Origin of the sequence: Burkholderia sp. DN3021, from assembly GCF_049805555.1 — a bacterium.
Lineage (GTDB): Bacteria > Pseudomonadota > Gammaproteobacteria > Burkholderiales > Burkholderiaceae > Burkholderia > Burkholderia pyrrocinia_C.
In genome coordinates, this window is the sequence record NZ_JBNCAB010000098.1 from 1 (window position 1) to 25,156 (window position 25,156).

Below are 25,156 nucleotides of genomic sequence, written 5' to 3' on the forward strand. Positions count from 1 at the left end.
CCGCCCGGCAGGGCGCGTCGTTGCCGCCCGATACCGCCGATCCGCTCGGCGCGCACGCCGACCCGCGCTGGACGCCGGCGCGTGCCGGGCTGGCCGCCGCGTCGTCCGATCCACAGCCGCAGCCGCTTGCTCCCGTGCACCCGGCCGCCGTGCCGCTCGTCAGGCAACAGCTCGACGCGCTCGCGACCGACCAGTTCCGCTGGACCGGCGAGGCGTGGCCCGGCGCGCGGCTCGACTGGACGATCGAACCCGACGATCCGGGCAGCCGCGCACCGCGCGGCGGCGACGACGCGGGCGACGGCATTGCATGGCGCACGCGCCTGACGCTGACGTTGCCGTCGCTCGGTACGGTCGACGCGGAACTGATGCTGAACGGCGCGCAGCTCGTCGCGCGGCTGCGTGCGAACCAGACGGGCGCCGACCGCCTCACGCGGCACGAGGCCGCGTTGCGGCAGCGGCTCGAGGGATCGGGGCTGCGGGTGGGCGGGCTGTCGATCCGCGCGGTCGACGACGGGCCGGACGGCTTCGACCTGTTTGCCGCACAGGCGGCGGCCGCCGCGTATGCGCGCGGTGCGGCCGGCGGGCCGGGCACGCGCGTACCGGGCGCCGACGACGAGGTGCCGCAATGAGCATGTCGTCCCGCAAGCGCGCGGCCGCGCTCGTCTACGACCCGAAAGGCGGCGATGCGGCGCCGCGCGTGGTCGCGAAGGGCTATGGCGTGCTCGCGGAGATGATCGTCGCGCGCGCGCACGATGCGGGGCTGTACGTGCATACCGCGCCGGAGATGGTGTCGCTGCTGATGCAGGTCGACCTCGACGACCGGATTCCGCCGCAGCTCTACCAGGCCGTCGCGGACCTGCTCGCATGGCTGTACGCGCTCGATCGCACCGAACCCGGGCCGGACGCCGCCGCACCGCGCTTTCCATTGCCGCCGCTGCGCTGAACGGCGCGCCATCGCGCCGCTTCTTGCGAAACGCTGTCTCAGCCTTGCGGGTCATTCGGCCGGCATTTGTCGCCTATCGAGCGATATTTCGATGCAACGTGTGCGCTTCGTCGGCATTTCTTCGCTCGTCGAGCGCGCCGTTGCGTAGCCGAACCGATTGAGCCGGAATTCGATTTATGTAATGATATCCATTCTCATTTTCATGTTGCCCGGGCGGCGCGCGATCTCTGCGCGCCGCCCGTTGTTTTGAACGAATGGATACTTTCGCGTGAACGCGCCCGAAACGATCGACTCTCCCAAGGCGGGTGTGCCGCGCGCGGGCGTCACCGTGCTGCATCCGGCGGCCCGCCCGCTGACCGACGACGAACTGGCCGCGCGCCGCCAGCGCTCGCGTCGCGCGACCTTCATCAAGTGGCTGCGCAAGGTGCACGGCTGGGTCGGGCTGTGGGGCGCGGTGCTCGGGCTGCTGTTCGGCGTGACGGGCGTGGTGCTGAACCACCGCGCGCCGCCGCTGAAGATTTCGACCGGCGAGCCGCAGGTCGAGCAGATGCAGATCGCGCTGCCCGATCCGGTGCCGAAGACGCCCGCCGCGATGACGAAATGGCTGCAGCAGGAACTGCATTTCGACGGCCGGCCCGGCCGCATCCGCAAGGATCCCGCGCAAGCCGTCGCATGGGGCGACCAGCGCGTGATGCAGCCCGAGCACTGGCAGTTCGGCCTGTTCGGCCCGCACCGGAACCTGCAGGCCGAATACTGGGTCGGCAATGGCTATGTGTCGGTGAAGCGCACGGACAACACGTTCCTGACGACGCTGAACAACCTGCATCGCGGCGTCGGGATGAACCTCGGCTGGGTGCTGCTGATGGATACGATCGCGGGCTCGCTGATCCTGCTGTCGCTGACGGGCGTGCTGTTGTGGACCGAGCTGAACAAGCGCCGCACGGTCGGCGTCGTGCTGGTGGTGGGTTCGGTCGCCGCGGCGCTCGCGGCCGGCCTGACCTGATCGGCGCTCGCGCCGGCCTGCTGCCGGCGCGAGCCGCTTCGTCCGCGCATCCGAAGCGGCTAGCCAGTGTGAATCAGAGGCCGCAGGCCGCGCCGCTGTTCGCCGCGATTTCTCGCGCGGCCTTTGCGCCCTCGACCTGCAGGATCGTCGGCAGCGACACGTTGTTCTTCGCGGCGGTAATCTCGGCGAGGATCGAGATCGCGATTTCCGGCGGCGTCCGGCTGCCGATGTAGATGCCGGCCGGCCCATGCAGCCGGCCCAGTTCCGCTTCGTTCAGGTCGAACTCGCGCAGCCGCTCGCGCCGCGCCGCGTTGTTGCGCCGCGAGCCGAGCGCACCCACGTAGAACGCGGGCGTCTTCAGCGCCTCCATCAGCGCGAGATCGTCGAGCTTCGGATCGTGCGTGAGCGCGATCACGGCCGAACGCGCATCGAGTTTCATGTCGAGCACCGTATCGTCGGGCATCGTGCGCACGACGCGCGTGCCCGGCACGTCCCACGCATCCGTGTATTCCTCGCGCGGATCGCACACCGTCACCTGGTAGTCGAGCCCGACCGCGATCTGGCACAGATAGCGCGACAACTGGCCCGCGCCGATCACGAGCATCCGGTAGCGCGGCCCGTGGATCGTCACGAGCCGTTCGCCGTCGAACGCGAGCCCGTCGGCCGCTTGCGCGGGCGACAGCGACGCGCGGCCGGTCGCGAGCGTCATCGTGCGCGTGACGAGGCGGCCGGCCTCGACTTCCGCGCACAGCGCGGCGATCCCGCTGTCGCGCGTGAGCGGCTCCAGCACGAGCTGGATCGTGCCGCCGCACGGCAGCCCGAAGCGGTGCGCTTCCTCGGCCGTCACGCCGTACTTGAGCGCCTCCGGGCGCGCGTCGGCCGCGATCCCGCTCGCGTGCACGCGGGCGATCAGGTCGTCCTCGATGCAGCCGCCGGACACGGACCCGACCACGAGCCCGTCCTCGCGCACCGCGAGCATCGCGCCTTCGGGGCGCGGCGACGAGCCCCACGTCTTCACGACCGTCACGAGCAGCACGCGGCGGCCTTCTTCGAGCCAGCGCGCGCTGGATTTCAGTACATCGAGATCGACGCTTTCCATCATCTTTTTCCTGTTGCCGGGCAGCCCGCCGGTCCGGGCCGTCGTTCGATGGCGGGATTATGAACCGCCCGGCGCGCGTGTGCAGGCGGCGTGCAATTCGTGCGGGCAATTCCGGAGGATCGGGCAAGAGATCGCGACGATCGGACACGATCGCGCGCGGGAACGGCGCGGCGGCGCGTGTCCGGCGGCGGCTGATTCGGCGGGGAAGGGGCGTGCCGCACGAGGCCGGTTACGGCCCGGCGCGGTGTCGCACCGCTGCGCGCGGCGTGCGCGCGCAGCGGCGGAGGTCAGTGCGCGTCGTGGTGGCCGTGCGCGAGCTTCGAGTGGTGACGCGAGTACAGGAAGTAGATCACGAGGCCGATCACGAGCCAGATGCCGAACGCGGCCCACGTGACGGGCTGCAGGTTCAGCATCAGGAACAGGCACGACGCGACCGCGAGGATCGGCACCACGGGCACGCCCGGGCAGCGGAACGCGCGCGGCAGGTCGGGGTGCGTGCGGCGCAGCACGAGCACTGCGATCGACACCATCGAGAACGCCGCGAGCGTGCCGATGTTGATCAGCTCGGCGAGCACGTTGAGCGGCACGAGCGCGGCGATCAGCCCGAAGAACAGGCCGACGAGCCAGGTCGTCAGGAACGGCGTCGCGTAGCGCGGATGCACGCGCGACAGCGTCGCCGGCAGCAGCCCGTCGCGCGACATCGCGAAGATCACGCGGGTCTGGCCGTAGCTCATCACGAGGATCACGGTCAGCATGCCGAGCACGGCGCCGAGGTCGATGAAGCCCGCGACCCAGTTCTCGCCGGCGGCCTGCAGCGCGTACGAGATCGGGTGCGAGATGTTCGCGTACCGGGCCGACGGCACGATGCCGGTCGCGACCGCGGCGACCGTCACGTACAGCACCGCGCACACCGCGAGCGACGCGATGATGCCGATCGGCAGGTCGCGTTTCGGGTTCTTCACTTCCTCGGCCGCCGACGACACCGCGTCGAAGCCGATGAACGCGAAGAACATCACGGCCGCCGCGCCGAACACGCCGTTCCAGCCGTGCGGCATGAACGGCTTCCAGTTCGCGGGCGTCACGTGGAACAGGCCGACCGCGATCACGAGCAGCACGACCGACACCTTGATGAACACCATGATGTTGTTGATGCGGGTCGATTCGCGGATGCCGATCGACAGCAGCGTCGTGATCACGAGCATCACCAGGAACGCGGGCAGGTTGAACCACGTGACGACGCCCGGCACCGCGCCGGGCGCCGCCGTCAGCACGGTCGGCAGCGACAGCCCGAAGCCCTGCAGCAGCGACTGCAGGTAGCCCGACCAGCCGACCGACACGGCCGATGCCGCGAGGCCGTACTCGAGCATCAGGTCCCAGCCGATGATCCATGCGGCGAGCTCGCCGAGCGTCGCGTACGAATACGTGTAGATCGAGCCGGCGACGGGGATCGTCGACGCGAATTCCGCGTACGACAGCGCCGCGAGGCCGCATGCGATCGCGGCGATCACGAACGACAGCATCAGTGCCGGGCCGGCCTGCACGGCGCCGGTGCCGGTCAGCACGAAGATGCCGGTGCCGATGATCGCGCCGATGCCGAGGAAGGTGAGGTCGATCGCGCCGAGCGCTTTCTTGAGCCCGGCGGCGTGCGCGCCGGCGATCATGCGATCGACGTTTTTCTTGCGGAAGAGGGACATTGCGGATGAATTGCCAGCGCGCGCGAGCGCGGCGGCGCTGACTGAGTGAAAACCCGCGATTTTAGCCGATTTGGCGGACAAGGCCCGCTGCGGCGCAGCGGCGCGTCGCGGAATCGTCCGATAAAACAAGCGCTTGCGCTTGATGCGGGCGGCGGTTGAGCGCGACGCGGCGTGCGCCGCGCCGTTGCATCGTACGAATCCGATGTATCGGGCGAATCCGTTGAATCAGGCGCCGGCCGTGGGCGCCATGTCGACGAGCCGGTTGCTCATCACGTAGAACGTGAGCTCCGCGTTGTTCGACAGCCGCATCTTCTCGAGCAGCCGCGAACGATACACGCTCACCGTCTTCACGGACAGCGACAGCGTGTTCGCGATGTCGGTGAGCCGCTTGCCCGACGCGAGCATGCAGAGCGTCTGGTATTCGCGGTCGGACAGCTTCTCGTGCGGCAGCGGCTCGTTCTCGAACGACACGTATTCGGCGAGCGCCTCGGCCATCGCGGGGCTCACGTACTTGCGGCCGGCCGCGACCTGCTGGATCGCGCCGATCATCTGCGCGGCGTTGACCGTCTTCGACAGGTAGCCGGCGGCGCCGGCCTTCAGTGCGCGCACCGCGTACTGGTCCTCGCGGTACATCGAGAACATCAGCACCGGCGTGTGCGACAGCTTGCGCTTGAGGCGCTTGAGCACCTCGATGCCGTTCGTGTCCGGCAGCGAGATGTCGAGCAGGATCACGTCGAATTCCTGCCGGTCGACGGCCGCCATCGCGTCGCCGCCGGTCTCGGCCTCGGTGACGTCGCGCGCGATGCCGCGGTCGATCAGCAACTGGCGGACCCCTTGCCGGACGATCGCGTGATCGTCCACGAGCAGGATGTTCAGGCTCATGACGACCTCACGAACGCGACGCGCGGCGTGCCGCGACGGGCGTCGCGAGCAGCGAATCCCACGCGAAGCGCGCGGTGACGCGCGTGCCGTGGCCGGTTTCCGGCGTGGCCGTCTCGAAGCTGCCGCCGAACGCTTCGCAGCGTGCGCGCATGCCGGCGAGACCGTAGCCGGTGCGGCGGCCCCGGGCGAAACCGGTGCCATCGTCGGCGACGATCAGCGACAGATACGTGCCGTCGGTGACGATCCGCACGTCGACCGACGCCGCCCTTGCGTGTTTCGCGACGTTCGACAGCGCTTCCTGCGCGACGCGGAACACCGCGAGCGCGCCGGCGCCGGCGATCTGCGTCAGGCGCGCGTCGGCCGCGCACACGAAGCTGGTGCGCAGGCCGGTGCGCGTCGCATGGCTGTCGACCCACGACGACAGCGCGCCGACCATGCCCGCGTCGAGCGCCGGCGTGTCGCGTTCGTCGATCAGCCGGCGATTCGCGTCGGTCGCGGCGTCGAGCGCCTGCTGGGCGAGCTCCAGCGCACGCACGCAGCCGTCCGGCGCATCGGCCGGCAGCCACGTTTGAACGTTTGCTAGCGCGAAACGCGCGGCGGTGAGTTCGGCGCCGAGCCCGTCGTGCAGCTCGCCGGCCAGATGGCGGCGCGCGGCTTCGTCGGCGGCAAGCAGCTGGGCGGACAGCGCGGCGATGCGCGCGGCGGAGGCGTTGCGTTTCGACGCGGCTTCGGCAATGGGCGGAGTAGCGGCGCAGCCCTGTACGAGCTGCCGCGACGGGAACGGGGCGTGGGCGCCCGGGGGCGCGTTAAGCGACGTATCCATGACTCTCCCTGCTGTCAGAAAGCGGTTCAGACACCGGCTGGCTGCGTGGAACGATTGCCGTTGCGATGACGGTCGCCGCCAGGGAATCGCCCCGTGCCGAGGTAACAAAAGTTACATTTTGTAACGACTGCATCCGACCCTTCAACCCCTGTCCGAATGGCAACCACGCGCGCCGAATAATATCTCAAAAATTTCGAAAAGGTCATGTCGGGCGGACATTTCAGGGTAAATGTGAATAATCGGAATGAAGCTGTTGTAGGAAAAACACTGACACCCGAGCACCGGGCGATGACGTATCCAAATGTAACTATTTGAGATGAGATGGTCCCAGTTTGTTACGAATTCGCCAAGTGCGGACGAAAAAAAACCGGAGCTTTTGCTCCGGTTTTTTGATGCCGCACAAATTTCGGGGCGGATCAGTCCACGAATGCGCGTTCGATCACGTAGTGGCCCGGCGCGCTGTTCTTGCCTTCGACGAGGCCGGCCTGCTTCAGCAGGTCGGTCGTGTCCTTCAGCATCGCGGTGCTGCCGCACAGCATCACGCGGTCGTTTTCCGGCGAGAACGGCGGGACGTCGAGATCCGTGAACAGCTTGCCCGTCGCGATCAGGTCGGTGATCCGGCCTTCGTTGTCGAACGCTTCGCGCGTGACCGTCGGGTAGTAGACGAGCTTTTCCTTGATGATGTCGCCCAGGTACTCGTGGCCCGGCAGGTCGTGCTTGATGTAGTCCATGTACGCGAGCTCGCCCTTCAGGCGGCACGTGTGCGTGAGGATCACCTTGTCGAAGCGGTCGTAGATGTCCGGATCGCGGATGATCGACATGAACGGCGCGAGGCCCGTGCCCGTCGACAACATCCACAGCGTCTTGCCCGGCAGCAGGTTGTCGGCGACCAGCGTGCCCGTCGGCTTCTTGCCGATCAGCACCGTGTCGCCCACCTTCAGGTGCTGCAGGCGCGACGTCAGCGGGCCGTTCTGCACCTTGATGCTGAAGAATTCGAGGTGCTCTTCGTAGTTCGGGCTGACGATCGAGTAGGCGCGCGCGAGCGGCTTGCCGTCGACCTCGAGGCCGACCATCGTGAATTCGCCGTTGTTGAAGCGCAGGCTCGCCTCACGGGTGCAGGTGAAGCTGAAAAGCGTGTCGGTCCAGTGGTGGACGGATTGGACGGTGGCGGTGTCGTATTTGCTCATGGCTTTGAAAACGGACGCGCGTAGCGAACGCGTGTAACGGGCCCAAAAACGGGCAAAAAAAACGAGTGCGACGGCCCGATCGCGGATCGGCCGGCCGGCGCGTCGGACACGCGCCTTCTCGATGACAGACGATTGACGAACTGGTTATTTTACCCTGTTGGCGCTGATCGCGGGCTTGACCCGCGTGGCTGCGCGGATTTGGCGCAACGAATTCTTTCAATTAACTTTCGTCGATCGGCCGCGAGTTTCGCGCCGAGGCCGACGAGCGCCCCGCCGCACGGCGCGTCGAGCGGGCGCCGCACGCACCGGTAGCCGCGCTTGCGGCGGATGGCGACCGGGTCGTTATTGCGGATCGAGGCGCAGGCGCGCGATGTACGGCAGGTGGTCCGACAGCCACGCGGCCTCGCCGGACGGCGCGCGCCATTCGAGCGGCGTCAGGCCGCGCACGAACATCTTGTCGAGCGCGAGCGCCGGCGAGAACGCGGGGAACGTGCGGCCCGATTCGCCGAGCAGCGTCGCGACCTCGGACATCCCGATCTCGCCGAACAGCGCGACCGAATCGTTGCGCCAGTCGTTGAAGTCGCCGGCGAGCATCAGCGGACCGTCGCCTGCGTTGCGCACGATCCAGTGCGCGATCCAGTGCATCTGGCGCAGCCGCGCGGCGCGCGTGAGCGCGAGGTGCGCGCACAGCAGCGTGACCGGGCGCGCGCCCGCGAGCGTCGCGCGCGCGACGAGCAGCCCGCGCCGTTCGAAGCGGTGCGCGGAGATGTCCCAGCGGCCGCCGAGATCGAGCGGATGCGGCGACAGGATCGCATTGCCGTGCCGCCACGACGGCTTGAACACGTTCGGCCCGAGCGCGATCTGCCAGTCGAGCGCATGCGCGATCTCGGTGGCCTGGCAGTGCCACACGTCGTCGACCGCGTCGTCCATCGGCGCGCCGAAGCCGGGCGCGAGCATGGGGCGCGGCATGCGGCGCGCCATCGCTTCCTGCAGGAAATACACGTCGGCGTGCGTCGACTGCATCCAGTTGCGCATCGCGTTCCACGCGGTGAAGCCGAGCGGCGAGCGGCCCTTGTGCAGATTCCAGCTGACCGCGGTGATTTCGTCGGGCGCGGCGTGCGGTTCGGCGAACGGCAGAGACAGGGCGTCGGCGGACATGACGCTCAGTCCTTCGCGACGTGCGCGCGCACGCGGTACACGAGGTGCGGGTGCTGCTCGACGAGCGTCCAGTCGGTCCATGCATCGCTGCCGACCGACAGGCCGGGGTGGCTCGCGACGATCTGCCGCGGCGACGCGGGCACGCACGGATCGCCGCGCGTCGCGTTTTCGTCGTCGAGCGTTTCCTGCACGTCGAGCGCGAGCGACACCGTGTTCGCGCTGGTGTCTACGGTGAGCGGCGCGACCGTCACCGAGCGCGAGCGCTCGGTCGGCACGACGCGCGCGGCATTGCCGCAGCCGACCGGCACGGCGGACGGATAACGGTGGGTATCGGTGCGGGTCTGACCCACGGTGGTGCGCTGCTGGAACGTGTCGATGGTCTGACCGTCGCGCACCACCTGGATCTCCCATGCGACGGAGGCCGGTGCGGGGCTCTGCGCATGGGCGGCGAGCGCGACGCTCGCGAGCAGGACGGCCAGGCCGTGTTTCAGCATGAAACGTCTCCGGAAACGCGGGATAGCGGGGAACGGACGCACATCTTACGCCCGATCGATTTCGATCGTGATGTGACAGGACGCGCCGCGACAGGTTTGCCGCGCAATACGGTCCTGTCCGAAAGGTAGGTGCGCGTCATGCATTTTCAAGCGAAAAAGCGCGCGAATTCGGCGACGGGCGCGCGTTCGATGACGAGGCGGTTCTCGATCGCATCGGCATCGATGCGCGGGGAAGCGGTGGGGGCGGACATCGGCATGCCTTCGGGACGAGGCGCGCCGCGCCGCGCGGGCGCCGTCGGCGAAGCCTTGAGGCGGGTGGGTGAACCGACGATCATACGCCGCGCCGCGCAGCCGTGCAGCGCACGCCGGGTGTTAGCAGCAGACTCGTTTGGCTGCTTGCTTGCGTGCGGATACGGGCCCGCTACACTGAAATCGTAAGGGTCTGATGGTTGTGCGACAGCAAGCGGCAGCGAGGTTGGTATGACGACGGCGATGGTGAAACAGGAACTGGCGGTGGCGTCCTTCAGCACGGTGTACGACCTCGAGCAGGTCGAGACGGCGCTGAGCGACCTGAACGAGAGCGCGAGCGACGCATTGCGCGCCACCTACGAAAGGATGCTCAAGACGGGGAATCTGCGCTTTTGCGTGAAGCCGAACCGGATGCCGTCGTTCGACGCGCTCGGCGACGCGTTGCCCAATTTCACCGAACCGCTCGACGACGTGCGCAAGCAGGTCGCGCTGTGCCTCGAAACGGACGACCGGCTCGAGCTGATGCCGATCCTGCTGCTCGGGCCGCCCGGCATCGGCAAGACGCATTTCGCGAAGGCGCTCGCGCAACTGCTCGGCACCGCGTACCACTACGTGCCGATGAGTTCGCTGACGGCCGGCTGGATCTTGTCGGGCGCGTCGTCGCAATGGAAGAACGCGAAGCCCGGCAAGGTGTTCGATGCGCTCGTGAACGGCAGTTACGCAAACCCGGTGATCGCCGTCGACGAGATCGACAAGGCCGGCAGCGATGCGCAATACGATCCGCTCGGCGCGCTGTATGCGTTGCTCGAGCACGACACCGCGCGCGTGTTCGTCGACGAATTCGCGGAAGTGCCGATCGATGCGGGCAACGTGATCTGGGTCGCGACCGCGAACGAAGCGCAGGCGATTCCGGAGCCGCTGCTCAACCGGATGAACGTGTACGAGATCGCGCCGCCCGATGCGGCCGGTGCGCGCCGGATCGCGCAGACGATCTACGACGAGATCCGCACGTCGCACGCATGGGGGCGGCGCTTCCCCGACACGCTCGGCGACGACGCGCTCGACGTGCTGGCCGCGACGCCGCCGCGCACGATGCGCCGCGCGCTGCTGCATGCATTCGGCGCCGCGCGGCTCGACGGCCGCGATGCAATCGGGCCGCACGACATCCGCGCCGACGAGGGCGCCGCGAAGCGCAGGCCGATCGGCTTCTGAACCGGCGGCGCGCGCATGGCCGAGGTGCGCGCGCCGAATCGTGCGCGGTGTCGTCGCGACGCGGCACACATGCTTTCGGCAGGCTTGCGAACCGGGACGTACAATTCTCTTCTCTCCCCTCGACGCGTTAGCAGCGCGAAACGTCATGGAGCAGATGGATTGTGTAGTGATCGGCGCGGGCGTCGTCGGCCTTGCGATTGCACGCGAACTGGCCGCGCGCGGGCGGGAAACACTCGTGCTCGAGGCCGCCGACGCGATCGGCACGGGCACGAGTTCGCGCAACAGCGAAGTGATCCACGCGGGGCTCTACTATCCGCGCGGGTCGCTGAAGGCGATGTCGTGCGTGCGCGGCCGCGATCTGCTGTACGAATTCTGCGACACGCATCACGTGCCGTACCGGCGCGCGGGCAAGCTGCTGGTCGCGACGAGCGTCACGCAGGTGAAGCAGTTGAAGGCGATCGCCGCGCGCGCCGCCGAAAACGGCGTGCTCGACCTGCTGCCGCTCACGCGCGTCGAGGCGCAGACACTCGAGCCCGCGCTCGAATGCGTGGAAGCGCTGTTCTCGCCGTCCACCGGCATCGTCGATAGCCACCAACTGATGCTCGCGCTGCTCGGCGCGGCGGAACGCGACGGCGCCGTGTGCGCGCTGAAATCCCCGGTCGAGTCGATCGACGTGCTGCGCGGCGGGCGCTTCGTCGTGCGCACGGGCGGCGACACGCCCGCCGAGATCGAGGCCGCCTGCGTGGTCAACAGCGCGGGCCTCGGTGCGCAGGCGCTCGCGCGCCGCACGCGCGGCCTCGACCCGCACTGGGTGCCGCCGCTCTATCTCGCGCGCGGCAATTATTTCAGCCTGTCGGGCCGTGCGCCGTTCTCGCATCTCGTGTACCCGATGCCCGACCGCGCGGGGCTCGGCGTGCACCTGACGTTCGACCTTGCCGGGCAGGCACGCTTCGGTCCGGACGTCGAATGGGTCGATGCGCTGCGCTACGAAGTCGATCCGGCGCGCGCCCCCGCGTTCTACACGTCGATCCGCGCGTTCTGGCCGGGCCTGCCCGACGGTGCGCTGCAGCCGGCGTACGCGGGTATTCGGCCGAAGGTCGCGGGGCCCGGCGAGCCGCCGGCCGACTTCATCGTGCAGGGCGCCGCGCAGCACGGCGTGCGCGGGCTCGTGAACCTGTTCGGCATCGAGTCGCCGGGGCTCACCGCGTCGCTCGCGCTCGCGCAGCGCGTCGGCGACATGGCCGCATACGGTTGACGCAAGCGCGCACGCGTGGGCCGTGTGAAATCCCTTATCTCCGGCATTTCGGCGCGCACATTTATTCGCTTGGCGGTTATTCTGTCGAACGGCTGTCGCCAGAACAGCTTTCAAACCGATAACGTTGGAGCGAGTCCCCCATGAAAACATCCCGTCGGAGTTTCCTGATTACGAGCGTTGGCGTCGTGTCCGCGCTGGCGCTGTCGCGTGAAGCGCTGGCCGATGCGCCGATGCTGTCGGAAACCGATCCGACCGCGGTGGCGCTCGGCTACAAGGCCGATGCCACGAAGGTCGACAAGACGAAGTACCCGAAATACGCAGCGGGCCAGGATTGCGCGGCCTGCATGCTGTACCAGGGCAAGAAGGGTTCGGCTTCGGGCCCGTGCGGTGCGTTCCCCGGCAAGCAGGTGTCGGCGAAGGGCTGGTGCAGCGCATTCTCGAAGATGGGTTGAGGCCCGTGCGGCATCGTGCGATGCCGCAATGTGGCGAAAACCGCAAAACGCCCGCCGTCGAAAGACGGCGGGCGTTTTTATTGCTTGAAAACGGTTCCGTACGGGCGGCCTCGTTGCGTACACAAAGGGCAGGTCGATGCAGGCCCGAAGCGTTTTGCCAGGGACGAGGGGCGGTTCGACCGTCTCTTTGGCGTGTCTCGCATGACTTATGGAAGCTGCGTCAGGATTCGATCGTAAAGAGAAGGTGGGAGATTGATCGTCTTGAGGACATCGCCCTCCGGATAGGTCAATGAGTCCTTTGTCCAAGTCAGGCTGACGAGGACCCCCGACGTGTCCCGGTAGGTTCGCTCGGCAAGAAGCCGCATATTGTCTTTGCCATACAGCCTCAGAATGATCGTATCTCTGAAGTAGCAGTATTTCGCGACATAGCGACCGTCAGGCGAGTATTCGGTCACCCGATCCCGCGGGCTGCAGGCCGCACGCAATCGCGCGTCCTGCCAGTAACGCCATGCAATACCGAGCATGATCAGGGCAGCGACGGTGACGACGATGCGTCGGATCGAGACGCAGAGCATTTGCCTGGCTCGCTGCGGTCGGCCGTCGTGACTCGACCAGATGAAGCGTAGTGCACGAATCATCGAGATCGATGCAATCACGATAACGATGCTCGCCAACAACAGGACGAGCGTTCCGATACTTGTGGATTCTCCGGCGGTACTCACGAAAAAACGATCTCGATGGGTTGGGGGAGGGTTACGCAGCGGTAGTCAGAGAAGATAATGAAGTCGCCGCCGCGCCGATGCCGTTGCTGCCACTCGCGAAACGACTTGTTTCTGACCGGATAGTAGATGTTGTCTCGAGATCGCTTGCCTTCGACGACCACGGGATAGTCCAGCCAGGGAAGGCTGGCAATTCCGGCTGCGCCCGCTGCGGGGACGAGGACGACACGCTTGTGGTTCCAATGCCCGAGATATTGCGACTGATTGTCGCTCTTGTCGGAAAACGTATAGTTGTCGCGCACGTAAAGGTAAATCGATGTGACTGTTGCGCGACGTGCCTCCCGGTTGAATTCGGCATACGCGACTGCCGCATAGATATTGAACGACCCCAGTGCTCCCGTCAGGTCATCCGGGATTCCACTGTTGGTCAGGCGCTTCAGGATGAACTCGTCGAGTTTTTGATCGAACGTACTTTCAACGCCTGCGAACTGGAACTGGAAGCGGTTGTGCAATTCCACGAGGTTTCCATTACAAAGCGACAACGCATCGATCGTCGCGTCCGGGGTTCGGACACGAGACAGGCACTTGCGAAGCGCTTCGACGGCTCTGGGGGTGGTCAACCGCTGCCTTTGTTGAAGTGCCAAATATTGCGCCTTTGCACGAGGGTAGTTGAGAATCCATTCGAGCTTGATGGACCTCATGTCGTACATGTCGGCTGGATAAGGCTGGCCGTCCTGATTGATGCATAGTGCCTCGTCCTTGTCGGTCGGTGAATAATTCAGCGCTCCGGCAAACCACCGTTCCATCAGCCGCGCGGATACCGGCATCGAGAGTTTCCGCATCGCGCCGGGGATCTCCTGGATATCCAGCGGTGCGATTGCTTGTTTCTTTTCGCGCTCTGCTGTCGGTGCGGGTTCGGAATGTTTCGGCGCGTCTGGCGTGTCAAGCCACTTTTTGAATCGCGCGAGCGCTTCTGCAACAGGCAGAAGATCGTCGAGCGATTTGTTCACGCGATCCTTGTGAGTCAGGCGCTTGACGGACCGCCGGGCGGGTTCGGGGGGCGCCGGCAAGGGCGGCGGTGCCTGGTCCATCGACAGCTTGGTTTCGCGAACGATTTCGCAGCCGTCGATGCCTTCGCATCGAGCCCATTTCCACAGCAGCCTATTTGCCATGTAGTAGGGAGTCTTGTTGTTGCTCACGGCGGTGTCCGAGAAAGGTATGTTGCGACAGACCCACGTTCCGGCGCTCGGCCGGATGCCATGCGATCTGACGAGGCGGAACGGCATCGGGTGAAAGTTAATGGAAAGAAATAGGGCGGGAAATAAGACAAAGTCGAAAGTGCAACCGTCCCAACGCGAATGACGTGCAAGGCGAACGGGGGGCGTCGCTGGGCCCGTGTCCTCGGTGTAGCGCCTACACGGCATCGTGCGATGCCGCAATGTGGCGAAAACCGCAAAACGCCCGCCGTCGAAAGACGGCGGGCGTTTTTATTGCTTGAAAACGGTTCCGTCGCTTTCTACACTCGCTGCAAACCAGCGCGCCGCGGCACACTGCGCCGCGCCACCCGACACGGCGAATTCACGAGGACGAGGCACGCATGGCGACGATTGCGAATTCAACGAAAACGATCCGGCCCGAGCGTGCGCTGAACCGGCGCGCGGTCGTGGCCGCCGTGATCGGCAACGCGCTCGAGTGGTACGACTTCACGGTATTCGGCTTCATGACGGTCGTGATCGCCGAGCTGTTCTTCCCGACCTCCAGCGAATACTCGTCGCTGCTGCTGACCACCGCGACGTTCGGCGTCGCGTTCTTCATGCGCCCGATCGGCGGCATCGTGTTCGGGCTGTACGCGGACCGTGCCGGCCGCAAGGCCGCGCTGTCGCTCGTGATCCTGCTGATGACGTTCGGCATCTTCCTGCTCGCGATCGCGCCGCCCTATGCGGCGATCGGCATCGGCGGCCCGCTCCTGATCGTGCTCGGCCGCCTGCTGCAGGGCTTCTCCGCGGGCGGCGAATTCGGCAGCGCGACGGCGCTGCTGATCGAGGCCGCGCCGTTCTCGAAACGCGGTTTCTACGGCAGCTGGCAGATGGCGAGCCAGGCGGCCGCGCTGCTGATCGGCGCGCTCGTCGGCGCGGCCGTCACGCGCGGGCTGTCGCACGACGCGCTGCACAGCTGGGGCTGGCGCGTGCCGTTCGTCCTCGGGCTCGTGATCGGCCCGATCGGCTTCTATATCCGCCGCCATCTCGCGGATTCCGAAGCATTCCTGCACGCGCAGCAGAGCGCGCGCCGCGCGACGCTCGGCGAAGTGTTCACGCGCCATCCGCGCGAGGTGCTGTGCGGGCTCGGCTCGGTGATCGCGCTGACGGTGACGATCTACGTGCTGATCAGCTATCTGCCGACCTTCGCGGTGAAGCAACTGAAGCTGCCGTATGCGGAATCGTTCTACGCGGTGATCGTCGGCAACCTGCTGCTGATGGTGCTGTCGCCGGTCGCCGGCGCATGGTCGGACCGCATCGGCCGCAAGGGGCTGTCGCTGTGGTCGCTCGCGCTGACGCTCGTGCTGATGTATCCGCTGTTCGCGTGGCTCGACGCGGCGCCGAGCATCGGGCGGCTGATCGCGGTGCAGGCCGTGCTGTCGGTGACGCTCGCAGGCTATTACGGGCCGTTCGGCGCGATGATCGCCGAGCTGTTTCCGGCCAACGTGCGCTCGACCGGGCTGTCGATCGCGTACAACGTCGCGGTGATGCTGTTCGGCGGCTTCGGGCAGTTCATCGTCACGTGGCTGATCAAGGTCACCGGTACGCCGCTGGCGCCGACCTACTATGTGATGGCCGGGCTCGCGCTGTCGATCGTCGCGGTCGCGTTCGTGCCCGCGCGCAGCGCCGATCTCGACGCGCCGGCGTGACGGCATGACAGGAAGAAGACCGTCGTCGAATCATTTCGCGAAACGCAATGATGTGCGGCCGGACACGGAAAACCGCGCGCCGAACCTTCGCGTTCGCGCCCGAATTGTTTAGTTGTCGAACGAAACATGCGCGGGATGAACGGAACTGTCGCTCGCGCGCGTTTTCGCATTTTTTATCCGTGCAAGACATCGGCAAAAACCCGTGCGGGCGCGTCTAGAAGAGTTTTTTCTCCAGCTTGTTGCAAAATCGCTAGCTCAAGTAATATCCGCGTACGCCGGACCCTGGCGGGACCGGTTCCGATCTGGAGACCTGGAGGAAACATGGAATACAACCGTCTGTTGCACACCCTGCGTGTTACCGCCATTGCAGGCGTGGCAGCGGCATCGCTCGGCATCGCGGGTTCTGCATTCGCACAGATCCCGAACAAAACGCTCGTCTACTGCTCAGAAGGCAGCCCGGCGGGTTTTGATTCCGCGCAATTTACGACCGGCGTCGATTTCACCGCCGCCACGTTCACCGTCTACAACCGCCTCGTCGAATTCGAGCGCGGCGGCACCAAGGTCGAGCCGGGCCTCGCCGAGAAGTGGGACGTGTCGTCCGACGGCAAGGAGTACACGTTCCACCTGCGCCACGGCGTGAAGTTCCACACGACCGACTTCTTCAAGCCGACGCGCGAATTCAACGCGGACGACGTGCTGTTCACGTTCCAGCGCATGCTCGACCCGAACCAGCCGTTCCGCAAGGCGTATCCGGTGTCGTTCCCGTACTTCACCGACATGGGCCTCGACAAGCTGATCACGAAGGTCGAGAAGGTCGATCCGTACACCGTGAAGTTCACGCTGTCCGAGCCGAACGCGCCGTTCATCCAGAACATGGCGATGGAATTCGCGTCGATCCTGTCGGCCGAATACGGCGACCAGCTGATGAAGGCCGGCAAGGCCGCCGACATCAACCAGAAGCCGGTCGGCACGGGCCCGTTCATCTTCCGCAGCTACACGAAGGACGCGACGATCCGATTCGACGGCAATCCTGATTACTGGAAGAAGGGCGAAGTGAAGCTGTCGAAGCTGATCTTCTCGATCACGCCGGATCCGGGCGTGCGCGTGCAGAAGATCAAGCGCAACGAATGCCAGGTGATGAGCTATCCGCGCCCGGCCGACATCGCGACGCTGAAGGCCGACTCGAACGTCGACATGCCGTCGCAGGCGGGCTTCAACCTCGGCTATCTCGCGTACAACGTCGAGCACAAGCCGGTCGACAAGCTCGAGGTGCGTCAGGCGCTCGACATGGCGATCAACAAGAAGGCGATCCTCGAATCCGTCTACCAGGGTGCGGGCCAGGCGGCCAGCGCGCCGATGCCGCCGACCCAATGGTCGTACGACAAGAACCTGAAGATGGCCGCGTACGACACCGCGAAGGCGAAGGCGCTGCTCGCGAAGGCCGGTTATGCGAACGGTTTCGAGATCACGCTGTGGGCGATGCCCGTGCAGCGCGCGTACAACCCGAACGCCCGCCTGATGGCCGAGATGATTCAGGCCGACTGGGCGAAGATCGGCGTGAAGGCGAAGATCGTCACGTACGAGTGGGGCGAGTACATCAAGCGCGCGCACGGCGGCGAGCAGGACACGATGCTGATCGGCTGGACGGGCGACAACGGCGATCCGGACAACTGGCTCGGTACGCTGCTCGGCTGCGAGGCGATCAAGGGCAACAACTTCTCGCACTGGTGCTACAAGCCGTTCGACGAGCTGGTCCAGAAGGGCCGCACGACGACGGGCCAGGACGCGCGCACGAAGCTCTACACGCAGGCTCAGCAGATCTTCGCGCAACAGCTGCCGTTCTCGCCGATCGCGAACTCGACGGTCTACCAGCCGGTGCGCAAGAACGTGGTCGACATGCGCATCGAGCCGCTCGGCTATGCGCGCTTCGACGGCGTCGGCGTGAAGTAATACGACCGGCGTAAGCTGTCGTCGTTGAGAAGACCGGCTTGAAATCATCCGGCGGCGGGAGGCCAAAAGCCCCCCGTCGCCGGTCGCACATTTCCCACAAGAAAATACGAGAAGCATCATGCTCCGATTCGTGTTGCGCCGCGTGGGGATGGTGATCCCGACCTTCATCGGCATCACCATCCTCGCGTTCGCGCTGATTCACCTGATACCGGGCGACCCCATCGAAGTGATGATGGGCGAGCGCGGCGTCGATCCCGCCATGCACGCGGAGGCGATGAAACGCCTCGGGCTCGACCAGCCGCTGCCCTTGCAGTACGTCCACTACATCGGCCGTGCGCTGCACGGCGATCTCGGCACGTCGATCATCACCAACACCAGTGTCGCAGGCGAGTTCTTCGCGCGCTTCCCGGCGACCGTCGAGCTGTCGCTGTGCGCGCTCGTGTTCGCGCTCGCCATCGGCCTGCCGGCCGGCGTGATCGCCGCGCTGCGGCGCGGGTCGGTCATCGACCACGGCGTGATGGGCACCGCGCTCACCGGCTACTCGATGCCGATCTTCTGGTGGGGGCTGATCCTCATCATGGTGTTTTCGTCGTACCTCGGCTGGACGCCCGTGTCGGGGCGCATCGCCGTCGAATACGACTTTCCGCACCCGACGGGCTTCATGCTGATCGACGCGCTGCTCGCGCCGGACGAAGGCTCGTTCAAGTCGGCGGTCAGCCACCTGATCCTGCCCGCGATCGTGCTCGGCACGATCCCGCTCGCGGTGATCGCGCGGATGACGCGCTCGTCGATGCTCGAAGTGCTGCGCGAGGACTACATCCGCACCGCACGCGCGAAGGGGCTGTCGCCGGTGCGCGTGGTCGTCGTGCATGCGCTGCGCAACGCGCTGATCCCGGTCGTCACCGTGATCGGCCTGCAGATCGGCACGCTGCTCGCGGGCGCCGTGCTGACCGAGACGCTCTTTTCGTGGCCCGGTGTCGGCAAGTGGCTGATCGATGCGATCGGCCGCCGCGACTATCCGGTCGTCCAGGGCGGCATCCTGCTGATCGCGACGCTCGTGATCGTCGTGAACCTGGTCGTCGACCTGCTGTACGGCGTGCTGAATCCGCGCATCCGCCACACGAGGTAATTCCATGAGCAATCTGCAAAATACCCTGCCGACCGAATCCGCGCCGGCCGGCGGCCGTGCGCTCGCGCTGCGCGAGTTCTGGGCCAACTTCTCGCGCAACCGCGGCGCCGTCGGCGCCGGCATCGTCGTGCTCGTGCTGATCCTGGTCGCGCTGCTTGCGCCGCTGATCGCGCCGCACAGCCCGGTCGAGCAATACCGCGACTACGTGAAGATCCCGCCTGCATGGCTCGACGGCGGCAACTCGAAATTCATCCTCGGCACCGACGAAGCGGGCCGCGACATTCTTTCGCGGCTGATGTTCGGCGCGCGGATGTCGTTCTGGATCGGCTTCGTGTCGGTCGTGCTCGCGCTGATCCCCGGCATCGTGCTCGGGCTCGTCGCCGCGTTCTTCCAGAAGTGGGCCGACACGCCCGTGATGCGCATCATGGACGTGCTGCTCGCGCTGCCGTCGCTGCTGCTCGCGGTCGCAGTCGTCGCGATCATCGGCCCGGGCCTCACCAACACGATGTTCGCGATCGCGATCGTCGCGCTGCCGGCCTATGTGCGCCTCACGCGCGCGTCGGCGCTCGGCGAGCTGCAGAAGGAATACGTGACGGCGTCGCGCGTGGCCGGTGCCGGCACGGTGCGCCTGATGTTCTCGCAGGTGCTGCCGAACTGCACGGCGCCGCTGATCGTGCAGGCGACGCTGGGCTTCTCGTCGGCGATCCTCGACGCGGCCGCGCTCGGCTTCCTCGGCCTCGGCGTGCAGCCGCCGACCGCCGAGTGGGGCGCGATGCTCGCGTCCGCGCGCGACTACATCGACAACGCATGGTGGATCGTGACGATGCCCGGCCTGTCGATCCTGATTTCGGTGCTCGCGATCAACCTGCTCGGCGACGGGCTGCGCGACGCGCTCGATCCCAAACTGAAACGGATGGCATGAGATGAGCCAGAACCTATTGACCATCCGCAATCTCGCGGTGAACTTCAACGGCCTGCCCGCCGTCGACCGGATCGACCTGTCGATCGCGCCGGGCGAGGTGGTGGGCGTCGTCGGCGAATCGGGCTCGGGCAAGAGCGTGACGATGATGGCGCTGATGGGCCTGATCGACGCGCCGGGCAAGGTCACGGCCGACGAGGTCACGTTCAACGGCGTCGACCTGCTGAAGGCGTCGGCGAAGGCGCGCCGCAAGATCGTCGGCAAGGACATCGCGATGGTGTTCCAGGACGCGCTGACGAGCCTGAACCCGAGCTACACGGTCGGCTATCAGATCAAGGAGGTGCTGAAGCTGCACGAAGGCCTGCGCGGCGACGCGCTGCACCGGCGCGCGCTCGAACTGCTCGACCAGGTCGGCATTCCCGATGCGAAGAACCGCATCGCGTCGTTCCCGCACCAGATGTCGGGCGGGATGAACCAGCGCGTGATGATCGCGATGGCCGTCGCGTGCAACCCGAAGCTGCTGATCGCCGACGAGCCGACCACCGCGCTCGACGTGACGATCCAGGCGCAGATCATGGATCTGCTGGTGAAGCTGCAGAAGGAGCGCGGGATGGCGCTCGTGCTGATCTCGCACGACCTGGCCGTGGTGTCGGAGGTCGCGCAGCGCGTCGCGGTGATGTACGCGGGCGAGATCATCGAGACCAACCGCGTGCCCGACATCTTCCGCACGCCGCATCATCCGTACACCGAAGCGCTGCTCGCGGCGATTCCCGAGCACAATAAGGGGGCGCGTCGCCTTGCCGCATTGCCCGGCATGGTGCCGGGCCGCGATGATCGCCCGTCCGGGTGCCTGTTCGCGCCGCGCTGCAAGTATGTCGTCGACGATTGCCGCAAGGCGCGGCCGGCGCTCGACACGCTGGTGTCCGGCAACGATGCGATGCGCGCGCGCTGCATCAAGCCGCTCCATGTTTCCAACCTCGACCTGACGGGAGGCGCACGATGAACGCAGTCCACGAAACGCGCGCCACGCCGCACGACGACGACGTCGTACTGGTCGCCGACCAGCTCGCGAAACACTACACGGTCAAGCGCGGCATGTTCGGCCAGGGCACGGTGAAGGCGCTCAACGGCGTGTCGTTTTCGCTGAAGCGCGGCAAGACGCTCGCCGTCGTCGGCGAATCCGGTTGCGGGAAGTCGACGCTCGCGCGGCAGCTGACGATGATCGAGACGCCGACGTCCGGCCACCTGTCGATCGACGGCAAGGACGTCGCGGGCGCGGACCGCCACCGGGTCGCCGACCTGCGCCGCCGCGTGCAGATGGTGTTCCAGAACCCGTTCGCGTCGCTCAACCCGCGCAAGACCGTCGAGCAGACGCTCTCCGAGCCGCTCGAGATCAACGCGAACCTGACGGCCGCCGAGCGCGCGCAGCGCATCGCGCAGATCATGCGCACGGTCGGCCTGCGGCCCGAGCACGCGAAGCGCTATCCGCACATGTTCTCGGGCGGCCAGCGGCAGCGTGTCGCGATCGCGCGCGCGATGATCCTCGATCCGCGGATCGTCGTCGCCGACGAGCCGGTGTCCGCGCTCGACGTGTCGATCCAGGCGCAGATCCTGAACCTGTTCATGGATCTGCAGGAGCAGTTCAAGACGAGCTACGTGTTCATCTCGCACAACCTGTCGGTGGTCGAGCATGTCGCGGACGACGTGATGGTGATGTACTTCGGCAGCGTCGCCGAGCTCGGCGACAAGGAGACGATCTACGCGCGGCCGCGCCATCCGTACACGCGCGCGCTGATGTCGGCGACGCCGGCGATCTTCGAGGAAGACCGCCGCGTGCAGATCAAGCTGCAGGGCGAACTGCCGTCGCCGCTCAATCCGCCGTCGGGCTGCGCGTTCCACCAGCGCTGCCCGTATGCGGTCGAGCGCTGCCGCGTCGAGGAGCCGCAGCTGCGCGAGGTCGACGGACGGCGCGTGGCCTGCCATCGCGCCGAGGAGGTAGGGGAGGCGAATGCCTGAAGCGTTGGCGGCGCGCGTGTCCGGCGCGCGCCGTTCGGGGGCAAGCAGCGCGCGCGTGATGCGCGCGTACCGCTACGCGAGGCGCTGGAGCGTGCGCACCGTCACGGGCGCGGCGCTGGCCGGCGCGTGCGTGGCAGCCAGCCTCGCGGTTCCCGTCGAGGCCGCGCGCGCCGAAGGGCGCGCGCCGGCCACTTCGCCGATCCATCCGTCGCAAGTCCCGCCGCCCGGCATGAGCCTGCCGGGTTTTCACGCGCCTGCCGTGTCGAACGGCACGGTCGCGAGCGGCGCGGTGCGCGTGCAGCCCGCGCGCATGCCGTTCTACGTCGCGACCAGGGGCAAGGTCACGCTCTACGTGCTCGGCACGCTGCACACGGGCGACCCGTCCGACTACCCGAGCGCGCAGCCGTTCCGGCCGCGCATCCTCGCGGCGCTCGCCGCGTCGCCGACACTCGCGCTCGAACTGTCGCCCGATGACCTGCTCGAATCGCAGGACGACGTGTCGAAGTACGGCGTGTGCCGCTACCCGTGCCTGCAGCGCCTGCTGCCCGAGCCGCTGTGGCAGCGGCTCGCGGCGCGCCTGCGCGGCAACCCGGCCGCACTCGCCGAGATCCGCAAGATGCGGCCGTGGCTCGCGGCGCTCGTCGTCGAGACCTACGATTCGCTGTCGGCCGGCCTGCAGACCGAATACGGCACCGAGGCGCAACTGCAGAACGTGTTCCTGAAGAAGAAGGGCGGCCGCGTGATCGGGCTCGAGACGCTCGCCGAGCAGATGCGCGCGTTCACCGGGCTGACGCTGGCCGAGCAGCGCGAGATGCTCGCGCAGGACATGGTGCAGACGCCCGCGCAGAACGCGGACGACATCAAGGCGCTGCACCGGCTGTGGCGAATTGGCGACGCCGACGCGATCTCGGCGTGGGCCGTCGCGAAGAGCGAGCGGCTCGCGCGTTCGAAGGCGTTGTCGGCGTCGATCGACAACAAGATCCTGTACGAGCGCAACCGGCGCTTCGTTGCGCGGATGACGGCAATCGCCGCGCCGAACCGGCCGCTGTTCGTCGCGATCGGCGCGCTGCATCTGGGCGGCTCGCGCGGCGTGCTCGAATTGTTGCGCCAGCAAGGATACCGGGTCGACGCGAACTGATCGCGCCCGGCGGCCCGCACCGATCTTCCCCTGTTTGATTGCCATCGCGCGCATGTCGCGAGGCGCCGGCACGGCCGCGGCAATCGATAAGGAAAACCCTTGAATCGTCGGAAAATAGCGTTTGAGACGATTGACATCCTGTTCTGCCAATATCTATTCTTCACCCCACAAGTTGAAAAAATGAAAAGAATAGATAAGTTCTACGGGGTAGCAGAAATAAAGCGCGGGGTTAGCGTTGCCGGCACGTGAAGCGCGTGCCGGCTGCGGAGTGTCTGCATGCACGGCGGGGCCAATCATCGTCGGACAACACATGCATGCGGGCCGACTTGCAGATAAGCGACGTTCCGTCGTCTGACCGGGGGATGCAGTGATCGGGCGGCGGCGGACGTTTTTTAATCCGGAATGTTTTTCCGGTCACCGTCGAAAGACGGTTTCGGGGGGCGAATCGACAGACGGCGAAGCCGCAGCGATTGCGCCAACGGAAAAGCGCCACGAGGGCGCTTTTTTCTTTTGTGCGACGGATATGTGCGACGCACGTGTCACGCGACGGATACGCGTCACGCGCCTTCGTCGGCCTGCAGCGCACCGGGCGCCACGACATCGACACCCGCCGCCTCGAGCGCCGCGCGGATCCGCTTCGCGAACGCCAGCGCATGCGGCCCGTCGCCGTGCAGGCAGACGGTCTGCGCGTTCAGCGGCACCCATTCGCCGCTCAATGCACGCACGTGCCGGTTGCGCACCATGTCGAGCGTGCGCGCGAGCACGGCCTCTTCGTCGTCGATCAGCGCGCCGGGCTGGTTGCGCGGCACGAGCGAGCCGTCCGCGCGGTAGCCGCGATCGGCGAACACTTCCTCCACCGCGGCGAGCCCCGCCTGCCGCGCGGCCGCGACGAACACGCTGTTCGCGAGCCCGAACACCGCGAGCGACGGATCGAAATCGTGGATCGCGGACACCACCGCATCGGCGATCATCGGGTCGCGCGCGGCCTGGTTGTACAGCGCGCCGTGCGGCTTCACGTGCGCGATGCGCCCGCCTTCGGCCTGCGCGATCGCCGACAGCGCGCCGAGCTGGTACAGCACGCCGGCGTAGATGTCGCCGGCCGGCAGCTGCATTTCCTTGCGGCCGAAATTCTCCGGATCGTGAAAGCTCGGGTGCGCGCCGATCGACACCCCTTTCTGCACGGACCAGCGCACGCAGTCGCGCATCGCATTGGCGCCGCCCGCGTGCCAGCCGCATGCGATGTTCGCCGACGTGACGAGGTCGAGCAGCGCCTCGTCCGATCCGCATCCTTCGCCGAGATCGGCATTCAGATCGATTTCCATGATGTTCCTCGTCCACTGATTGCGTGGCGCGTCTTCCGTACCGCTTCCGCCATTGTCACGCCGCGCGCGATTGGGCGCGGCGGCGCGCTTCCTCGCGCATGTCGATCGCGATGTCGATCTGCCGCAGATACGCGCGTTCCGCGGCGAGGGCGGCACGCGCCGCGTCGGGTGTCGTGCGCACGAAGCGGATCGGCAGGTTGAGCCGCGCCTGTGCGAGCTTCCACAGGTCGGCGCGGATCACCGTGCCGATCTTCGGGTAGCCGCCGGTGGTCTGCGCGTCGTGCATCAGCACGATGGGCTGGCCGTTCGGCGGCACCTGGATCGTGCCGGGCAGCACCGCGTGCGACAGCAGCTCGACCGGCCGCTCGCGCACGAGCTCGGCGCCGGCGAGGCGATAGCCCATCCGGTTGCTGTTCGCGGTGACGAGCCATTCGTCGTCCCAGAACGCCTGCTGCGAATCGGCCGCGAACGACGCGTAGTCGGGGCCCGGCAGCACGCGCACCGGCATCGCCCACGGCGCATGCGCAGGCGCGGGGCGGTGGCGGCGCGGCGGCTCGTCGACGCGCGCGAACGCGCACCACGCGGGCGCCTTCACGCCGAATTCGGG

At 66.8% G+C, this 25,156-nt stretch carries 25 protein-coding genes and 1 pseudogene; 13 read left to right on the forward strand and 13 right to left on the reverse strand.

Going from position 1 to position 25,156, the window contains the following annotated elements:
* The 3 genes from ACPUER_RS31400 to ACPUER_RS31410 form a co-directional block, all read left to right on the forward strand.
* A partial coding sequence (locus ACPUER_RS31400; RefSeq protein ID WP_425133005.1) for a flagellar hook-length control protein FliK occupies positions 1-629 on the forward strand: 629 nt, incomplete at its 5' end.
* Positions 626-943: an EscU/YscU/HrcU family type III secretion system export apparatus switch protein gene (locus ACPUER_RS31405; RefSeq protein ID WP_034179301.1), complete on the forward strand. Its 318-nt coding sequence runs from the start codon at positions 626-628 to the stop codon at positions 941-943. The genes ACPUER_RS31400 and ACPUER_RS31405, both read left to right, overlap by 4 nt.
* Before the next feature lie 268 nt (positions 944-1,211).
* Entirely contained in the window at positions 1,212-1,946 is a 735-nt protein-coding gene (locus ACPUER_RS31410; protein WP_175963327.1) for a PepSY-associated TM helix domain-containing protein, read from the forward strand.
* 73 nt (positions 1,947-2,019) lie between these two features.
* Here the strand turns inward: ACPUER_RS31410 and ACPUER_RS31415 are convergent, their stop codons facing one another.
* The 9 genes and pseudogenes from ACPUER_RS31415 to ACPUER_RS31455 all read right to left on the reverse strand — a co-directional run bounded on the left by ACPUER_RS31415 (position 2,020) and on the right by ACPUER_RS31455 (position 9,813).
* Complete coding sequence (locus ACPUER_RS31415; RefSeq protein ID WP_034179299.1) at positions 2,020-3,045, reverse strand: XdhC family protein; 1,026 nt, start codon at positions 3,043-3,045, stop codon at positions 2,020-2,022.
* Positions 3,046-3,332: 287 nt separating this feature from the next.
* Positions 3,333-4,739 carry an amino acid permease gene (locus ACPUER_RS31420; protein WP_310135634.1) on the reverse strand — a complete coding sequence of 469 codons (1,407 nt, stop codon included), beginning with the start codon at positions 4,737-4,739 and terminating at the stop codon, positions 3,333-3,335.
* 225 nt (positions 4,740-4,964) lie between these two features.
* The gene (gene rqpR / locus ACPUER_RS31425; RefSeq protein ID WP_175963331.1) at positions 4,965-5,621 is read right to left on the reverse strand and encodes a response regulator transcription factor RqpR; all 657 of its coding nucleotides are present in this window, start codon (positions 5,619-5,621) and stop codon (positions 4,965-4,967) included.
* A 7-nt stretch (positions 5,622-5,628) separates the two neighbouring features.
* Complete coding sequence (rqpS, locus tag ACPUER_RS31430; protein WP_175963332.1) at positions 5,629-6,444, reverse strand: quorum system sensor histidine kinase RqpS; 816 nt, start codon at positions 6,442-6,444, stop codon at positions 5,629-5,631.
* Between the two features lie 416 nt (positions 6,445-6,860).
* Positions 6,861-7,631, reverse strand: coding sequence for a ferredoxin--NADP reductase (locus ACPUER_RS31435; RefSeq protein ID WP_034179295.1), 771 nt, complete (start codon positions 7,629-7,631; stop codon positions 6,861-6,863).
* 230 nt (positions 7,632-7,861) lie between these two features.
* Positions 7,862-7,957: pseudogene (locus ACPUER_RS31440) on the reverse strand (LysE family translocator); the annotation flags it as partial.
* 16 nt (positions 7,958-7,973) lie between these two features.
* The gene (locus ACPUER_RS31445) at positions 7,974-8,789 is read right to left on the reverse strand and encodes an endonuclease/exonuclease/phosphatase family protein (protein ID WP_072437566.1); all 816 of its coding nucleotides are present in this window, start codon (positions 8,787-8,789) and stop codon (positions 7,974-7,976) included.
* Positions 8,790-8,794: 5 nt separating this feature from the next.
* Entirely contained in the window at positions 8,795-9,283 is a 489-nt protein-coding gene (locus ACPUER_RS31450; protein ID WP_310135621.1) for a hypothetical protein, read from the reverse strand.
* Between the two features lie 146 nt (positions 9,284-9,429).
* Positions 9,430-9,813: a hypothetical protein gene (locus tag ACPUER_RS31455; protein ID WP_425133006.1), complete on the reverse strand. Its 384-nt coding sequence runs from the start codon at positions 9,811-9,813 to the stop codon at positions 9,430-9,432.
* Here ACPUER_RS31455 and ACPUER_RS31460 point away from each other — a divergent pair.
* The 3 genes from ACPUER_RS31460 to ACPUER_RS31470 all read left to right on the forward strand — a co-directional run bounded on the left by ACPUER_RS31460 (position 9,764) and on the right by ACPUER_RS31470 (position 12,451).
* Positions 9,764-10,744 carry an AAA family ATPase gene (locus ACPUER_RS31460; protein ID WP_425133007.1) on the forward strand — a complete coding sequence of 327 codons (981 nt, stop codon included), beginning with the start codon at positions 9,764-9,766 and terminating at the stop codon, positions 10,742-10,744. The genes ACPUER_RS31455 and ACPUER_RS31460 overlap by 50 nt on opposite strands.
* 145 nt (positions 10,745-10,889) lie before the next feature.
* Entirely contained in the window at positions 10,890-11,999 is a 1,110-nt protein-coding gene (locus ACPUER_RS31465; protein ID WP_425133008.1) for an NAD(P)/FAD-dependent oxidoreductase, read from the forward strand.
* 140 nt (positions 12,000-12,139) lie between these two features.
* Positions 12,140-12,451, forward strand: a complete 312-nt coding sequence (locus ACPUER_RS31470) for a high-potential iron-sulfur protein (RefSeq protein WP_048248305.1) — start codon at positions 12,140-12,142, stop codon at positions 12,449-12,451.
* 206 nt (positions 12,452-12,657) lie between these two features.
* Here ACPUER_RS31470 and ACPUER_RS31475 read toward each other — a convergent pair whose 3' ends face one another.
* The gene (locus tag ACPUER_RS31475) at positions 12,658-13,173 is read right to left on the reverse strand and encodes a hypothetical protein (RefSeq protein ID WP_425133009.1); all 516 of its coding nucleotides are present in this window, start codon (positions 13,171-13,173) and stop codon (positions 12,658-12,660) included.
* The gene (locus ACPUER_RS31480; RefSeq protein WP_425133010.1) at positions 13,170-14,369 is read right to left on the reverse strand and encodes a DUF6402 family protein; all 1,200 of its coding nucleotides are present in this window, start codon (positions 14,367-14,369) and stop codon (positions 13,170-13,172) included. Before ACPUER_RS31480 ends, ACPUER_RS31475 begins: the two co-directional genes overlap by 4 nt.
* 398 nt (positions 14,370-14,767) lie before the next feature.
* Here ACPUER_RS31480 and ACPUER_RS31485 point away from each other — a divergent pair, with 398 nt between their 5' ends.
* The 7 genes from ACPUER_RS31485 to ACPUER_RS31515 all read left to right on the forward strand — a co-directional run bounded on the left by ACPUER_RS31485 (position 14,768) and on the right by ACPUER_RS31515 (position 23,227).
* Complete coding sequence (locus ACPUER_RS31485; protein WP_175963335.1) at positions 14,768-16,075, forward strand: MFS transporter; 1,308 nt, start codon at positions 14,768-14,770, stop codon at positions 16,073-16,075.
* A gap of 321 nt (positions 16,076-16,396) precedes the next feature.
* Positions 16,397-18,025, forward strand: a complete 1,629-nt coding sequence (locus ACPUER_RS31490) for an ABC transporter substrate-binding protein (RefSeq protein ID WP_425133011.1) — start codon at positions 16,397-16,399, stop codon at positions 18,023-18,025.
* A 118-nt stretch (positions 18,026-18,143) separates the two neighbouring features.
* On the forward strand, positions 18,144-19,154 hold the full coding sequence (locus ACPUER_RS31495; RefSeq protein ID WP_072437557.1) for an ABC transporter permease subunit: 1,011 nt from the start codon (positions 18,144-18,146) through the stop codon (positions 19,152-19,154).
* A gap of 4 nt (positions 19,155-19,158) precedes the next feature.
* Positions 19,159-20,076, forward strand: a complete 918-nt coding sequence (locus tag ACPUER_RS31500) for an ABC transporter permease subunit (protein ID WP_175963337.1) — start codon at positions 19,159-19,161, stop codon at positions 20,074-20,076.
* A gap of 1 nt (position 20,077) precedes the next feature.
* Positions 20,078-21,076, forward strand: a complete 999-nt coding sequence (locus tag ACPUER_RS31505) for an ABC transporter ATP-binding protein (RefSeq protein WP_175963338.1) — start codon at positions 20,078-20,080, stop codon at positions 21,074-21,076.
* Positions 21,073-22,089: a peptide ABC transporter ATP-binding protein gene (locus ACPUER_RS31510; protein WP_034179285.1), complete on the forward strand. Its 1,017-nt coding sequence runs from the start codon at positions 21,073-21,075 to the stop codon at positions 22,087-22,089. The genes ACPUER_RS31505 and ACPUER_RS31510 overlap by 4 nt, the downstream gene beginning before the upstream one ends.
* Complete coding sequence (locus ACPUER_RS31515) at positions 22,082-23,227, forward strand: TraB/GumN family protein (protein ID WP_034179284.1); 1,146 nt, start codon at positions 22,082-22,084, stop codon at positions 23,225-23,227. The genes ACPUER_RS31510 and ACPUER_RS31515 overlap by 8 nt, the downstream gene beginning before the upstream one ends.
* A gap of 557 nt (positions 23,228-23,784) precedes the next feature.
* Here ACPUER_RS31515 and pxpA read toward each other — a convergent pair.
* Positions 23,785-24,549, reverse strand: a complete 765-nt coding sequence (gene pxpA / locus ACPUER_RS31520) for a 5-oxoprolinase subunit PxpA (RefSeq protein WP_175963339.1) — start codon at positions 24,547-24,549, stop codon at positions 23,785-23,787.
* A 55-nt stretch (positions 24,550-24,604) separates the two neighbouring features.
* The coding region (locus tag ACPUER_RS31525) for a biotin-dependent carboxyltransferase family protein (protein ID WP_425133012.1) at positions 24,605-25,156 on the reverse strand (552 nt) is incomplete at its 5' end.

Coding starts and splice junctions, on each gene's coding strand:
- ACPUER_RS31405 (WP_034179301.1), top strand. CDS start 626: ATGAGCATGTCGTCCCGCAAGCGCGCGGCCGCGCTCGTCTACGACCCG.
- ACPUER_RS31415 (WP_034179299.1), bottom strand. CDS start 3,045: ATGGAAAGCGTCGATCTCGATGTACTGAAATCCAGCGCGCGCTGGCTC.
- ACPUER_RS31420 (WP_310135634.1), bottom strand. CDS start 4,739: ATGTCCCTCTTCCGCAAGAAAAACGTCGATCGCATGATCGCCGGCGCG.
- rqpR (WP_175963331.1), bottom strand. CDS start 5,621: ATGAGCCTGAACATCCTGCTCGTGGACGATCACGCGATCGTCCGGCAA.
- rqpS (WP_175963332.1), bottom strand. CDS start 6,444: ATGGATACGTCGCTTAACGCGCCCCCGGGCGCCCACGCCCCGTTCCCG.
- ACPUER_RS31435 (WP_034179295.1), bottom strand. CDS start 7,631: ATGAGCAAATACGACACCGCCACCGTCCAATCCGTCCACCACTGGACC.
- ACPUER_RS31445 (WP_072437566.1), bottom strand. CDS start 8,789: ATGTCCGCCGACGCCCTGTCTCTGCCGTTCGCCGAACCGCACGCCGCG.
- ACPUER_RS31450 (WP_310135621.1), bottom strand. CDS start 9,283: ATGCTGAAACACGGCCTGGCCGTCCTGCTCGCGAGCGTCGCGCTCGCC.
- ACPUER_RS31460 (WP_425133007.1), top strand. CDS start 9,764: ATGACGACGGCGATGGTGAAACAGGAACTGGCGGTGGCGTCCTTCAGC.
- ACPUER_RS31465 (WP_425133008.1), top strand. CDS start 10,890: ATGGAGCAGATGGATTGTGTAGTGATCGGCGCGGGCGTCGTCGGCCTT.
- ACPUER_RS31470 (WP_048248305.1), top strand. CDS start 12,140: ATGAAAACATCCCGTCGGAGTTTCCTGATTACGAGCGTTGGCGTCGTG.
- ACPUER_RS31485 (WP_175963335.1), top strand. CDS start 14,768: ATGGCGACGATTGCGAATTCAACGAAAACGATCCGGCCCGAGCGTGCG.
- ACPUER_RS31490 (WP_425133011.1), top strand. CDS start 16,397: ATGGAATACAACCGTCTGTTGCACACCCTGCGTGTTACCGCCATTGCA.
- ACPUER_RS31495 (WP_072437557.1), top strand. CDS start 18,144: ATGCTCCGATTCGTGTTGCGCCGCGTGGGGATGGTGATCCCGACCTTC.
- ACPUER_RS31500 (WP_175963337.1), top strand. CDS start 19,159: ATGAGCAATCTGCAAAATACCCTGCCGACCGAATCCGCGCCGGCCGGC.
- ACPUER_RS31505 (WP_175963338.1), top strand. CDS start 20,078: ATGAGCCAGAACCTATTGACCATCCGCAATCTCGCGGTGAACTTCAAC.
- ACPUER_RS31510 (WP_034179285.1), top strand. CDS start 21,073: ATGAACGCAGTCCACGAAACGCGCGCCACGCCGCACGACGACGACGTC.
- ACPUER_RS31515 (WP_034179284.1), top strand. CDS start 22,082: ATGCCTGAAGCGTTGGCGGCGCGCGTGTCCGGCGCGCGCCGTTCGGGG.
- pxpA (WP_175963339.1), bottom strand. CDS start 24,549: ATGGAAATCGATCTGAATGCCGATCTCGGCGAAGGATGCGGATCGGAC.